Origin of the sequence: Conexibacter stalactiti, assembly GCF_033542075.1 — a bacterium.
Lineage (GTDB): Bacteria > Actinomycetota > Thermoleophilia > Solirubrobacterales > Solirubrobacteraceae > Conexibacter > Conexibacter stalactiti.
This window is the reverse complement of sequence record NZ_JAWSTH010000007.1, coordinates 39,671-52,579: the sequence shown is the minus strand read 5'-3', so window position 1 is coordinate 52,579 and position 12,909 is coordinate 39,671. Positions and strand designations below refer to the sequence as shown.

Genomic DNA, 12,909 nt, shown 5'->3' with positions numbered 1-12,909 from the left:
AAGGGGGAACGCCGCCGTCGGCGGCGCCGGGGACGGAGGAGAGGTTCGCGCGTGCAATGCACCGAAAACGGAAACAGTGAGTTTCTGTAGCATGGACGACCGTGAGGAGAGCGGCGGCAACGGGCTGATGACACCGGCCCCTTGGACCCAACAGCACGACGGGCAGCTGCCCGCCGGCCGACATGGCCTTTCGCGCGACTTCGTCGCGCAATCGCAGCGCGCCCGGATCCTCGACGCGCTGATCGCCTGCGTCGGCGAGCAGGGCTATCCGGAGACGCGCGTGACGGATCTGATCGCGCGCTCGGGCGTCTCGCGCAAGACCTTCTACGAGCACTTCGCGGACAAGGAGGAGTGCTTCCTCGCCGCCTACGACGCCTCCGTCTCGCTGCTGATGGGCGGCGTCACCGCCGCCTACGAAGCCGAGGACGAGTGGATCGACGCGATCCGCGCCGCGCTCACCGCCTTCCTCGGCTTCCTCGCCGAGCACCCGGACCTGACGCGGCTCTGCATCGTCGACGTCCATGCGGTCGGCACGCGCGGGCTGGCACGGCGCGACGCCGCCGTGCGCGGCTTCTACTACTTCCTCGACGCCGGCCGCGCCGACGCGCCGCGCGCGTTGCCCGGCCTGACCGCCGAGGCGGTCACCGGCGGCATGTACGAGATCGTCTACGGCCGCGTGCTGCGCGACGCGATCGACGAGCTGCCGCGGCTGCTGCCCGAGCTGATGTATTGGGCGATGATGCCGTTCCTCGGCCACGACGCCGCCGTCGCGGAGATGGAGCGGCTGCGGTCGGAGGCGGCGCCGGCGCCGCCGCTCGCCGCGCCCGCTGCCGTGCCGCCGCGGCGCAGCGGCCGCAAGCCGCGCGCCGAGGAGCTGGCCGACGGCGAGACGGTCGCGATCCCGCCCCGCCGCAGCGGTCGCAGAGCGCGCCAGAAGCCAGACGACGCGGCGTAGTCGACGGCCGGGCCGCGCGCTGCGCCGCACGCGCGCGGCAGGCCGCCCCGCGCGCGTTCAGCCGCCCGCCGCGTCGGCCACGGTGAGCCGCGTCACGCCGCTCGCCGCGACGCCGATGCAGCCGCTCAGCGCCTCCGCGAGCGAGCTGAGGAAGTCGAGCTCGTCGCGGTCGAAGTCGCGCGGCGCGTCATGCAGCACCGCGAGCACGCCGCGGCCGTCGCCGATCCCGATCCAGCAGCCGCTGCGCACGTTCGCGTCGAGCGCGAACGCCGCATGCTCGGCGTCGCGCACGACGATCGGGCTGCTGCCGGTCAGCGCGACGGCGGCCGGCGTCCCGAGCGTCGCGACGCGCTGCCTGCCGACCAGCCCCGGTCGCCAGCCGTGGCCGGCGCGCAGCAGCAGCCCGCCGTCACGCCGCAGCTCGAAGACGCCGCTGCGGCGGACGCCGAGCACGTCGGCGGCCGCGTCGGCGGCGCAGGCGAGCAGTCGCGCCGGCTCGTCGCCGCGCAGGACGCCGGCGAGCAGCCGCGTCAGCTGGCGCGCCGCGTCGAGCCGCAGCCGCAGCGCGACCTCGACCCGCTTGCGCTCGGTCACCTCGGCGACGGTCGTGAGCGTGCCGCGGCGCCGCCCGGCCGCGTCGACGAGCGGCGTCGAGGTCGTCGCGACCCACAGCCGTACGCCGTCGGCGCGCAGCAGCTGACGGTCGCCGCGCTCGGGCTCGTCGGGCACCTGACCGGCCAGCGACAGCGGCAGCGGATCGACGAAGTCGCCCATCGGCAGCCCGATGAGGCGGCTCGCGGGCAGCGCGACCAGCTCGCTCAGCGCCGGCGTGACCGCGAGCGTGCGGCCGGCGGGGTCGGTCGCCCAGACGGCCGCGTGGCTGCGCCGCATCAGCTGCTCGGCGAGCGTCGTGGCGTCGAGCGGATCGGGCCCGGTCAGCGCGCCCGGAGCGGCAGCGGTGACGCCGGCCCCCGGCGACGTGACGCCCTTCGCGAGCGCACGTCGCGTCGCTCTGCCGACGAGCGACTCCAGCAGCGTCTGCTCACGCAGCGAGTACGGCGCGCCGCCGCGGTCGCGCAGCGCGGCGACGATCCCGACGACCTCGCCGCGCCACCGCAGCGGCACCACCATCAGCCCGGCGACCTCGTGCGGCAGGGGATGGCCGCAGCCGTCGAGCCGCGACCCCTCGCGCGCCGCGGGCGGGTTCAGGCGCAGCGGCCGCCCGTCGACGACGACGGTCGCCGCCCAGCCGTCCCGCACGCGTCGCGGGCTGGCGTCGGCAGAGGCCGCGATCAGCGCGCGGCGCGCCTCGTCGCGGTGATCGACGGCGATCGCGTGCAGCAGCTCGCGACGCTCGTCGAGCAGCCGCACGACACAGCCGTCCCCGATCGCGTTCGCGACCGCACGCGCGATCTCATCCATCTCGCTCCGCCCCGGCGGCGCAGCCCTGCTCGTCATCTCTCTCCTTGCTGCCGCCTGCGACCGCTGGCGTCCGCCCACCCTAATGTCTTCGCCTAGACAATTGTGTTTATCCTGGCGCGCAGCCGAGCGCGCAGCCGCATCTCGCGCGCGCCTCTAACGTAGTCCCGGCATGAGCGCCCCGCCCGCAACGATCGTCGTGCCGACGCGCGACCGGCCCGGCTACCTCGACGTCGCGCTCGCCTCGCTCGCGCCGCAGGCCGCGGCGCTCGGCGCCGAGCTGCTGGTCGTGCTCGACGGCCCCGACGAGACGAGCGCCGCCGTCGCCGCCGGCCGCAACGCACGCGTCGTCGCCTTCGACGCGCCGCGCGGGCTCAACGCCGCCCGCAACGCCGGCGTCGACGCCGCCTTCGCCGACCTGATCGTGTTCGTCGACGATGACGTGCACGCGCCGCCGAGCTGGCTCGGAGCACTGCTGGCGGCGGTTGCCGCGACGCCCGAGCGCGACGTCTTCACCGGGCCGATCCGCGCCGTCCTGGAGGGCGGCGGCCCGCATCTCTGCGGCCGCGACGCACCGCCGATCACCGCCTTCGACGCCGGCCCCGCCGACACCGACGTACCGCTCGGCTGGGGCGCCAACCTGGCGATCCGGCGGTCGGCGTTCGAAACGGTCGGCCGCTTCGACGAGTCGATCCACAACGGCGGCGACGAGGAGGAGTGGCAGGAGCGCCACCGCGGCGCCGGCGGCCACGTTCGCTACGTCGCCGCCGCCGCGCTCGATCATCGCCGCACCGCCGCCGACGCGACACTGCGCAAGCTCGCCCGCGCCGGCTACCACCGCGGCCGCGCCGGCCGCCGCAACGACGTGCGCAAGGGCGCCGCGCCGTCGCTGGGACGGGAGCTGCTGACCTTCGCCGGCTGCTGCCTGCACGTCCCCCGCCGCCTCTGCCTCGGCGGCGTGATCATGGCCGCTCACAGCGCCGGCCGGATCCGCGAGGCGACCGGGCGATGAGTGAGGAGCGTCATCCCGCACCCCTTGGCGGGGGTCCAGCTGACGGTGCTCCCTTCGCCTCCGGCGAGTCGGGGATCGTCGCGGGGGTGCGCGCCAACGTGCGCACGCGCCTGCTCGACGCCGCGCTCGACGCCCGTCGCGCCGCGACGCTCGAGCCGTGGCGCCTGCGGCGCGCGGCCGCCGCGAGCCCGCCGCGCAGGCGCGTGCTCGTGCTGGGGATCGAGCGCACCGACCGCGAGAACCTGATGGCGCAGGCGCGCACCGAGCTGCTGCGCTCGCGGCACGAGGTCGAGATCGCGACGACCGACGTCGGCGGGCGCGGCAAGTGGGAGAACCTCAACCTGCTGCTCGCCGACCACCCCGCGCAGGGGCGCGACTGGCTGCTGGTGATCGACGACGACGTCGAGCTGCCGCGCGGCTTCCTCGACGACTTCCTCTTCCTCGCCGAGCGCTTCGGGCTGCGGATGGCGCAGCCGGCCCATCGCCGCCGCTCGCACGCGGCATGGCGCGTGACGCGGCGGCGCGGCGGCAGCGTCGTGCGCGAGACGGGCTTCGTCGAGATCGGTCCGATCAGCGCCTTCCACGCCGACACCTTCCCGACGCTGCTGCCGTTCCCCGACCTGCGCGCCGGCTGGGGCCTCGACGCGCACTGGGCCGCGCTCGCGCATGCGCGCGGATGGCCGATCGGCGTCGTCGACGCGACCCCGATCCGACACGTGCTGCGCCCGATCGCCGACAGCTACAAGCGCGAGGAGGCGCTGGCGGAGGCGCGCGCTTACCTCGCCGGCCGCGAGCAGGTCACGGCGGAGCAGGCGCAGCGCACGACCGCGACGCACCGGGGGTGGCGATGAGCGCCGGCCGCGCGAGCGCGTCGAGCCGCCGGCGCGGGAGCTCGCGATGAAGGTCGCCGTCGTCGCCGAGTTCTATCCGCGCGCGAACGACCCGGTGCTGGGCGTCTGGGCCCACCGCCAGGCGCTCGCCGCGCGCGCCGCCGGCGCCGACGTGCGCGTGCTCGTGCTGCACCGCCCGCTGCCGCCGCTGGCCGCCGTCAAGCGCGGCGACGTGCGCGCGCTGCGCGCCGCGCTGAGCCAGCCGCGCGCGGTCGAGCTGGACGGGATCGAGGTCACCTACGTGCCGTACGTCTCGCCGCCGCGGCCGTGGAGCTACGGCGCCTGGGGCGCGTGGGCGGCGCCGGCGCTGAAGCGCGCGCTGCGCGACCTGCACGTGCGCTTCCCGTTCGAGCTCGTCCACGCCCACTACGCCGTCCCGGCCGGCGACGCGGTGCGGCGGGCGCTGCCCGGCGCGCCGTTGGTCGTCTCGGTCCACGGCGGCGACGTGCTCGCGACGATCGATCGCGGCCCCTACGCCCGCCGTACCGTCGCGCGCACCTTCGCGCACGCGCGGCTGGTGCTCGCCAACAGCGCCGGCACGGCCGTCCGCTGCCGCGCCGCCGGCGCCCCCGCCGACGCCGTCGAGGTCGTCCACCTCGGCACCGACCTGCCGCCGGCGCGCGAGCCGGATGCGGACGGCGCGCACGACGCCGCCGACGCGGAACGCAGCGCCGCCCCGCCGACGCTCGTCACCGTCGGCCACCTCGTCGCGCGCAAGCGCCACGCCGACGTCGTCGAGGCGCTCGCGCGCCTGCGCGACGACCATCCGGCGCTGCGCTACGAGATCGTCGGCGACGGCCCCGAGCGCGCTCCGCTGGCGGCGCTGGCGCAGCGGCTCGGCGTCGCCGACCGCGTCGACTTCCGCGGCCAGCTGCCGCCGGCACAGGCGCACGCGCAGGCCCAGCGCGCCGACCTGTTCGTGCTGCCGAGCGTCGACGAGGCGTTCGGCGTCGCGTACATCGAGGCGATGGCCGGCGGCGTCCCCGTGATCGGCTGCGCCGGCGAGGACGGGCCGGAGGAGATCGCGGCCGCCGGCGGCGGGATCGTGCGCGTGCCGCCGCGCGACCCGGCCGCGCTGGCCGCGCGGATCGACGAGCTGCTGCGCGACACGTCCGCCCGCCGCGCGCTCGGCGCCGCGGCGCGGGCGACGGTCGAGCAGCGCTTCACATGGGAGCGTTGCGGCGCCAGCACCGTCGCGGCATATGAGCGCGCGCTCGCGCGCTGACCGCGCTCTGACGGCCGGGTTTCACGCTCTGGAGTCGGGGTACCACGCGGGCAAGGTGTTCTCCCGGCCCGGCGCGCCTCGGGTCGGGAGGCGCCTCAGCCGCGCTGGTCCTGGTCGACGGAGGCCGCCCCCGGTCCCGGGCTTCCGTCGCCAGCGCGGCATCCTTCGGCGCAGTTGGGGAGGAGCACCGGCATCTGCCGATGTTCCTCCCCCGCGCCGGAGGCGCTCCTCGCGGCATCAGCACCCGGCGGTCGTGCGCAACTTCGCTCAGCCGCCGCCGTTGAGGAGACGAGCGGCCGTAACACGGCTGCCGGCCCCGGACACAACCCCTTGGTAGGTTGAAACCACTCCGAAGGGAACCGTTTCGCATGCTCCGACCGACACTCCTGATCGCCCTCTTCGCACTCGCCCTCGGCCTCGCCGCGGCGTCGGCCGGTGCCGCGACCCCGGACCAGATCATCAAGGACTGCTCCGGCTCGGCGACCGGCCTGCTGCAGAAGGACTACTCCAAGGCCGACCTGCGGCGGGCGCAGAAGGAGATGACCGGTGACGTCATCGAGTACACCGGCTGCCCCGATGCGATCGCCGCGAGATTGCGCGCGAGAGCGCCGACCAACGGCGACGGGAGCAACGGCAGCGATGGGAGCGGTGGCGACACCGGCGGCGGTGGCGGTGGCGGCGGCTTCGACGGCGGCACCGGCTCCAGCGGCGGCGACTACTACGACCCCGCCCCGTCGACGAGCGGTACGGGCGCGGACGGAACCGCGACCGACGGCGGCACGGGCACGACCGACCCGGCCGCAGCGGCCGCCGCGATGGCGAACCCGCAGGCCGGCAGCAGCGAGGCGGTCAGACTGGCCGGCGAGACGATAACCCCCGGCATCACGCTCGACGGCGACGCGCGCGCGCTGCCGACGCCGCTGATCGCCTTCCTCGTGCTGCTCGCTGCCGGCGCCATCGGCATCGGCCTCCCGACGATCGGGCGACGTGTCCTCGCTCGCAGACGCGCCTGAGGACGAGCCCGCGCAGCTGAATCCGCCGGCGCCGCAAGGCGCCGGCGCGCCCGTTCGCGCGCGCTCGCCGCGCGCGCGTCTGGGCGCTCACCCCGACCTGCCGGTCACGCTCGCGCTCGCGGCGCTGATCGTCGCGATCTCCTTCACGGCCGCCGGCGGCAGCTCGCTGCACAAGACGACCGCGCCGGAGATCGCGCTGACGCTGATCGGCACCGCGGCGGTCGCGCTCGCCGCGCTGCTGTCGCCGGCCGGCCGGCCGCTGTGGGGCGGCGTCACCGTGCTGCTGTTCGGCGCGCTGACGGCGCTGACGGCGATCTCGATCACCTGGTCGGTCGCGCCGTCGGACTCGTGGCTGGCCGCCAACCTCACACTCGCCTACTTCGCCGCGTTCGCCGGCGCGGCCGCGCTCGTGCGGATCGCCGCCGGCCGCTGGGCGGCGATCCTCGGCGGCGTCGTGCTGGCGGCGCTGGTGATCTCCGGCTGGGCGCTGCTGGTGAAGGTCTTCCCGTCGCTGGAAGGCGTCGACACCGGCACCGCCCGTCTGCGCGCGCCCTACTCGTACTGGAACGCCGTCGGCCTGATGGCGGTGATCGGAATCCCCGGATGCCTCTGGGTCGGCGCTCGCCGTGACGGCCACGCGGCGCTGCGCGCGCTGTCGGTGCCGGCGCTGACGCTGCTGCTGACCGCGATGCTGCTCGCCTACAGCCGCGGCGCGCTGCTGGCGACGCTGCTCGTGATCGCGCTGTGGTTCGCGATCGTGCCGCTGCGGCTGCGCGGCGCCGCGATGCTGCTGGCGGCCGGCGCCGGCACGCTCGTCGTCGGGCTGTGGTCGTTCGGCAACGACGGGCTGGCGAAGGACGGCGTCCCGCTCGACGTGCGCGCCGACGCCGGCCACGACCTCGGCCTGCTGCTGCTGACCGTCCTGATAGTGACGCTCGGCGCCGGTCTCGCGCTCGCCTTCGCGACCTCCAAGGGCCAGTGGCCGCGCGAGCGGCGGCAGGCGCTCGGCGGCGTGCTGCTGGTGCTGGTCGCGCTGCTGCCGGTCGCCGCCGTCGGCAAGCTGGCGCTGTCGGACCGCGGCCTGACCGGCTCGGTCAAGTTCCACTGGAACGAGCTGACCGACCCCGACGCCGCGCAGCCCGGCAACGACCCAGGCCGCTTCGGCTCGGCCGGCGGCGTGCGCGCCAGATACTGGGACGACGCCTTCACGCTGTGGAAGTGGAACGACCGCACGCGCTGGGCCGGTGTCGGCGCCGACGGCTACCGCTCGGCCCGCCGCGCGCTCCAGAGAGACCGGCTGCGCGCCGGGCACGCACACGGCTACGTGCCGCAGACGCTCGCCGACCTCGGCCTCTCCGGCCTGCTCGTCAACCTGCTGCTGCTGGTCGCCTGGCTCGCCGCGGTCGCGCGCGCGACCGCGCTGCTGCCGCGCCGCAAGCTCGGTGCCTGGGCGGTCGCGGCGGCGCGCTCGCGCGACCGGGGCACGCCCGTCCCGCGGCGCCCCGCGGCCGACTGGACGCCGGAGCGGATCGGCCTCGTGACGCTGGCGGTGACGGCGATCGGCTTCGGCGTCCACTCGGCCGTCGACTGGACCTGGTTCGTCCCCGGCACCGCCGTCGCCGGCCTGATCTGCGCCGGCTGGGTCGCCGGCCGCGGGCCGCTCGCCGACCCGCCGCCGCCCGCGCGCCTGCCGGGCGCCTGGCGCTCGAAGGCGACGCGCGTGCGGCTGGCGCTGGCGGCCGCGATCGTGCTGATCGGGCTGGCCGGCGCATGGACGATCTGGCAGCCGCTGCGCGCCTCCAACGTCAACGAGGACGCGCAGACCGAGCTCGACGCCGGCAGACTGCCGCAGGCGCTCTCCACGGCGCGCGACGCGCATGCGATCGACCCGCTCTCGGTCGAGCCGCTGTTCACGATCGCCGACGTGCTCGCCGCGCAGGGCAGAGCTCCCGAGGCGGTGAGAGTCGCGCAGGAGGCGGTCGAGCTGCAGCCGGCCAACCCGGACACGTGGATCCGCCTGAGCGAGCAGCAGCTGGCGCAGAACGACGTCGCGGCGGCGCTGCAGTCGGCGCTCGCGGCCGCCTATCTCGATCGCTTCTCGCCGGTCGTGCAGGGGCTGCTGACGGATGTGAGAGCGCGCGCCGGCATCCCGGCGGCCGCGCCGACGCCCTGACGCCGCGACTCAAGCGGCGAACCGCACCCGCCGATGACCGGTTCGGGGCCGGAAGCGCCACATTCCCACCATCGCGCACGTGCGCGACCAGCCCAGAGGGGTATCCCGAGTTCAGATGTCGACGCAGCAGCTCGCAGCGACGACGGTCGTGGAGGCCGACCGTGCCGCACTCGCGCGCGTGAGCGCGCTGCCGCTCGACGGCTTCCGTGACGAGCACCTCGCGACGCAGCTGCGGCGCGCGCTGGCCTCCGAGGGCGTCGCCGACGCCGGCGCGCTCGCGCGCAGGCTGGCCGCCGACCCGACGGCGCTGCGCCGCTTCCGCCGCTCGATCGCCGTCTCGGTCACCGGCCCATTCCGCGATCCGCACCAGTTCGACCTGCTCGAACGCGAGCTGCTGCCGCCGCTGCTGGCGCGCCCCGGCAGGCTGCGCGTCTGGTCGGCCGGCTGCTCCGACGGCTCCGAGCTGATCTCCGCCGGGCGTGTCCTGAGCCGGCTCGGAGGCCTCGAGCGGGCGCAGCTGCTCGGCAGCGACCTGCTGGAGGAGAACGTCGAACGGGCGCGCGCCGGCACCGCCGAGCTGCCCGAGGCGGAGCTGCGGCTGCGGCTGCGCTGGGAGCGCCGCGACCTGCTCGCCGGCGCGGCGCCCGGCGGCAGCTGGCAGCTGATCCTCTGCCGCAACGTCGCGATCTACTTCACCGCCGCCGCGCGCGAGCGGCTCGACGCGCTGCTGGCCGCGGCGCTCGCGCCGGGCGGCGTGCTGCTGCTCGGCCGCGCCGAACGGCTCAGAGACGCGGCCGCGCTCGGGCTCGTGCCGGCCGGACCCCACGCTTACCGGCGGCCGGCGTGATGAGAGGTCTCAACGGCCGCCTCGCGATCGGCGCGGCGCTGCTGCTGCTGGTCGTCGCCGCCGCCTTCGCCGTCACGCTGCACTCGGTCGACAGACTGCACGACGCCAACCGCGACCTCGCCCGCTCGCTGACCGCGATCGCCGCCGCGGACCGCCTCGAACGGCTCGTGATCGACGCCGAGACCTCGCAGCGCGGCTTCATCCTCACCGGCGACGAGGCCTTCCTCGCACCCTACGACGACGCCAGACGCGAGCTGGCCGGCGCCGAGCGGGCGCTGCTCGACGCGCTGCCGGCGTCAACCTCCAACGGCCGCCGGCCGCTCGCCGAGAGCGCGATCGCGAAGGTCGACGAGTACGTCGGGAGATACGTCCCCGGTCAGGTCACGCTCGCCACCGACGACCCGGCCGCCGCGCGCGCGGTCGTCGCCAGCGGCAGAGGCAAGCGCCGCGTCGACGCGATCCGCGCCGACTTCTCCGCGCTCGAGCGCGCCGAGCGGCAGCATGCCGCCGCGGTGCGCGAGGACAGCGACGCCGCCGCCGACCGCGCCACCTTCTTCGCGCTGCTGGGCCTGATCGTCTGCCCGCTGCTGGTCGTGCTCTACGGCGGCTACCTGTCGAGGCTCGTCGTCGTGCCGATCCGCCGCGTCGCAGCGGCCGCCACGCGCCGCGCGAACGGGGAGTTCGACGCGCGCGCGGAGGCCGGCGGCGTCGCCGAGGCGCGCACGCTGATCGATGCCTTCAACGAGATGGCCGATTCGGCCCAGCACAGTCGCGACGAGCTGGAGCACCAGAACGCGGAGCTGGAGGCGCAGCAGGGCGAGCTGGAGCGGACGCTGGAGGAGCTGGCGCGCGAGAAGGAGCGTGGCGACGCCTTCCACCGCGTCGTCGCGCGGATCTCGGCCGCCGCGGAGCTGGAGGAGCTGGGCGACGTGCTGCTGGAGGAGATCGGCGACGTGCTCGACGCCGACGCCGGGCTGCTGTACACGCTCGACGTGACCGACCCGGAGGGTCCGCTGCTGCTCAGCAGCGCGCGCGGCTTCGACCGCTCACGGTTGCCGCGCCGGCTGCAGCCGGGCAGCGGCCTCGCCGGGCGCGCGCTCGCCGAGCGCCGCGCCGTGCACGTCGAGCACGGCGAGGGCGGCCTGACGATCCCCGCCTTCGGCGGCGAGGCCGCGCTGCGCCACGAGCTGCACCTGCCGCTGCTGGGGTCGACCCGCGTCGCCGGCGTGCTGTCGTTCGGCCGGGTCGGCGAGGCGCCGTTCTCGGCGACCGCGATCGACCTCGCCGGCCGGCTCGCCGACCCGGCCGCCGTCGGCCTCGTGCGCGCGCTCGCCACGCGCTACGCGCAGCACCACGCCGAGGTCAACCAGGCCGTGCTGGAGACGGCGCAGGACGCCTACATCGCCGCCGACCACGACGCCGTCGTGCTCGACTGGTCGCCGCAGGCCGAGGCGCTGTTCGGCTGGTCGGTCGAGGAGGCGGTCGGCAGACGGATCCCCGACCTGATCGTGCCGCCGAGCGAGCAGCAGACGTTCGAGAACCGCTACGACCAGCTGCTCGCCGACGCCGAGTACGTCGGCACGCGCACCCACCGCTTCGCCGTGACCACCTGCTCCCGCGACCGCCGCGAGCTGACGGTCGAGCTGTCGATCGTGCCGCTGCGCGTCGGCACCGGCTGGCGCACGAACGCGTTCGTGCGCGACATCAGCAGCCGGCTGCTGCGCGAGCGCGAGCGCGAGGCGCGCGGCGCCGTCAGCCGCGTGCTGGCCGAGGTCGAGGGGCGCGAGCAGCTGATCGACCCGACGCTGGCCGCGCTCGGCGAGACGATGGAGTGGCCGCTGGTCGCCTTCTGGGTGCCGGAGCCCGACGGGCGGCTGCGCTGCGCCGGCATCTGGCGAGCGCCGGAGGCCGAGGCGCTCGACGGCCTCGTACGGCAGGTCCGCGACGGCGGTCACGAGCCCGGCGCCGGGCTGCCCGGACGCGTCTGGTCGGCCGGCGAGGCCGGCTGGGCCGCGGTCGCCGGCGAGCTGCTCGCCACCGACGGCGCGCCGGCCGAGGCGAACGTGGGAATCACGACCGCGATACCGGTCGGGCGCGGTCCGCACGCGGTCGGCGTGATGCAGTACTGGCAGCACGAGGGCACCCCGCCCGACACCGAGCTGCTCGACACGCTCGACGGGATCGCCGGGCTCGTCGTCCAGGTCGCCGAGAAGCGCGCCGCCGAGGCCGAGGCCGATCGCCTCAAGAACGAGTTCTTCGCGCTCGTCTCGCACGAGCTGCGCACGCCGCTGACGTCGATCGTCGGCTACGTCGAGCTGGTGCTGGAGGAGGAGGCCGGCGAGGTCAACGAGCAGCAGAAGCGCTTCCTCGCGATCGTCGAGCGCAACGGTAAGCGGCTGCAGCGGCTCGTCGGGGACCTCCTGTTCGTCGCCCAGGTCGAGGCCGGCACGCTCAACCTCGAGCATGGCCGCGCGTCGCTGGAGACGGTCGTGCGCGACGCCGTCGACGGCGCCCGCCCGCGCGCCGAGCAGGCGCAGGTGACCGTCACCGCGACCACCGAGCCGGTCCCGCAGATGCGCGGCGACGCCGACCGCCTCGGCCAGCTCGTCGACAACCTGATCTCCAATGCGCTGAAGTTCACGCCGGCCGGCGGCAGCGTCACCGTCGCGCTGCGCAACCGCGGCGACGAGGCCGAGCTGGCCGTCACCGACACCGGCATCGGCATCCCCGCCGCCGAGCAGGCGCGTCTCTTCGACCGCTTCTTCCGCGCCTCCACGGCCGTCGCCGAGGAGATCCCGGGCATCGGCCTCGGCCTCTCGATCTGCCAGGCGATCGCGGAGGGCCACGGCGGCCGCATCCAGGTCGAGAGCGAGGTCGGCAGAGGCACCACCTTCCGCGTCCTGCTGCCGTTGCGGACGACGAGCGACGACGAGCGACCGGCCGAGCAGGCCGCGAACGGAAATGGAGCGCGCGGGGCATGAGCGAGACGACCCGGATCCTGGTGGCCGACAACGACGAGGACATCCTCACGCTCGTCGCCTTCCGGCTGGAGCGGCAGGGCTACGAGGTGCTCGTCGCGCGCGACGGCGCCGAGGCGCTGGAGCGGGCGCGGCAGGAGCTGCCCGACCTCTGCGTGCTCGACGTGATGATGCCGAAGCTGACCGGCTATGACGTCACGCGCGAGCTGCGCGCCGACCCGCGCACCCAGGAGGTGCCGGTGATCCTCTTGACCGCGCGCGTGCAGGAGGCCGACGTCAGAAGCGGCTTCGACGCCGGTGCCGACGACTACGTGCGCAAGCCCTTCAGCCCGCAGGAGCTGCGCGAGCGGGTCGCGGCGGCGCTGGAGAAGCGGCGCGCGGCTTAGGCCCCGGCGGG

The 12,909-nt window shown here is 75.7% G+C and carries 10 protein-coding genes; 9 read left to right on the top strand and 1 reads right to left on the bottom strand.

The features are described 5' to 3' along the window. Positions 1-91 precede the first annotated feature (91 nt). Positions 92-955 carry a TetR/AcrR family transcriptional regulator gene (locus R7226_RS04765; protein WP_318595893.1) on the top strand — a complete coding sequence of 288 codons (864 nt, stop codon included), beginning with the start codon at positions 92-94 and terminating at the stop codon, positions 953-955. 57 nt (positions 956-1,012) lie between these two features. On the opposite strand, the gene R7226_RS04760 is transcribed toward R7226_RS04765, so the two are convergent. Continuing rightward, complete coding sequence (locus tag R7226_RS04760; RefSeq protein ID WP_318595892.1) at positions 1,013-2,377, bottom strand: GAF domain-containing protein; 1,365 nt, start codon at positions 2,375-2,377, stop codon at positions 1,013-1,015. Between the two features lie 169 nt (positions 2,378-2,546). On the opposite strand from R7226_RS04760, the gene R7226_RS04755 reads away from it, so the two are divergent. The 8 genes from R7226_RS04755 to R7226_RS04720 all read left to right on the top strand — a co-directional run bounded on the left by R7226_RS04755 (position 2,547) and on the right by R7226_RS04720 (position 12,898). Beyond that, a complete protein-coding gene (locus R7226_RS04755) occupies positions 2,547-3,386 on the top strand; it encodes a glycosyltransferase family 2 protein (RefSeq protein WP_318595891.1) in 840 nt (279 codons plus the stop codon). After that, positions 3,383-4,237 carry a hypothetical protein gene (locus R7226_RS04750; protein ID WP_318595890.1) on the top strand — a complete coding sequence of 285 codons (855 nt, stop codon included), beginning with the start codon at positions 3,383-3,385 and terminating at the stop codon, positions 4,235-4,237. Before R7226_RS04755 ends, R7226_RS04750 begins: the two co-directional genes overlap by 4 nt. 46 nt (positions 4,238-4,283) lie before the next feature. Continuing rightward, positions 4,284-5,501, top strand: coding sequence for a glycosyltransferase (locus R7226_RS04745; protein WP_318595889.1), 1,218 nt, complete (start codon positions 4,284-4,286; stop codon positions 5,499-5,501). 368 nt (positions 5,502-5,869) lie between these two features. Continuing rightward, a complete protein-coding gene (locus tag R7226_RS04740; protein ID WP_318595888.1) occupies positions 5,870-6,514 on the top strand; it encodes a hypothetical protein in 645 nt (214 codons plus the stop codon). Further along, positions 6,489-8,687: a tetratricopeptide repeat protein gene (locus R7226_RS04735; RefSeq protein ID WP_318595887.1), complete on the top strand. Its 2,199-nt coding sequence runs from the start codon at positions 6,489-6,491 to the stop codon at positions 8,685-8,687. Before R7226_RS04740 ends, R7226_RS04735 begins: the two co-directional genes overlap by 26 nt. Before the next feature lie 115 nt (positions 8,688-8,802). Beyond that, a complete protein-coding gene (locus tag R7226_RS04730) occupies positions 8,803-9,534 on the top strand; it encodes a CheR family methyltransferase (RefSeq protein WP_318595886.1) in 732 nt (243 codons plus the stop codon). Further along, on the top strand, positions 9,534-12,515 hold the full coding sequence (locus R7226_RS04725) for an ATP-binding protein (protein ID WP_318595885.1): 2,982 nt from the start codon (positions 9,534-9,536) through the stop codon (positions 12,513-12,515). Before R7226_RS04730 ends, R7226_RS04725 begins: the two co-directional genes overlap by 1 nt. Continuing rightward, complete coding sequence (locus R7226_RS04720; protein ID WP_318595884.1) at positions 12,512-12,898, top strand: response regulator transcription factor; 387 nt, start codon at positions 12,512-12,514, stop codon at positions 12,896-12,898. The genes R7226_RS04725 and R7226_RS04720 overlap by 4 nt, the downstream gene beginning before the upstream one ends. Positions 12,899-12,909 lie beyond the last annotated feature (11 nt).

Bases quoted from the DNA above. Each gene is read 5' to 3' on its own strand.
- R7226_RS04765 (WP_318595893.1), top strand. From the start codon at position 92: ATGGACGACCGTGAGGAGAGCGGCGGCAACGGGCTGATGACACCGGCC.
- R7226_RS04760 (WP_318595892.1), bottom strand. From the start codon at position 2,377: ATGGATGAGATCGCGCGTGCGGTCGCGAACGCGATCGGGGACGGCTGT.
- R7226_RS04755 (WP_318595891.1), top strand. From the start codon at position 2,547: ATGAGCGCCCCGCCCGCAACGATCGTCGTGCCGACGCGCGACCGGCCC.
- R7226_RS04750 (WP_318595890.1), top strand. From the start codon at position 3,383: ATGAGTGAGGAGCGTCATCCCGCACCCCTTGGCGGGGGTCCAGCTGAC.
- R7226_RS04745 (WP_318595889.1), top strand. From the start codon at position 4,284: ATGAAGGTCGCCGTCGTCGCCGAGTTCTATCCGCGCGCGAACGACCCG.
- R7226_RS04740 (WP_318595888.1), top strand. From the start codon at position 5,870: ATGCTCCGACCGACACTCCTGATCGCCCTCTTCGCACTCGCCCTCGGC.
- R7226_RS04730 (WP_318595886.1), top strand. From the start codon at position 8,803: ATGTCGACGCAGCAGCTCGCAGCGACGACGGTCGTGGAGGCCGACCGT.
- R7226_RS04725 (WP_318595885.1), top strand. From the start codon at position 9,534: ATGAGAGGTCTCAACGGCCGCCTCGCGATCGGCGCGGCGCTGCTGCTG.
- R7226_RS04720 (WP_318595884.1), top strand. From the start codon at position 12,512: ATGAGCGAGACGACCCGGATCCTGGTGGCCGACAACGACGAGGACATC.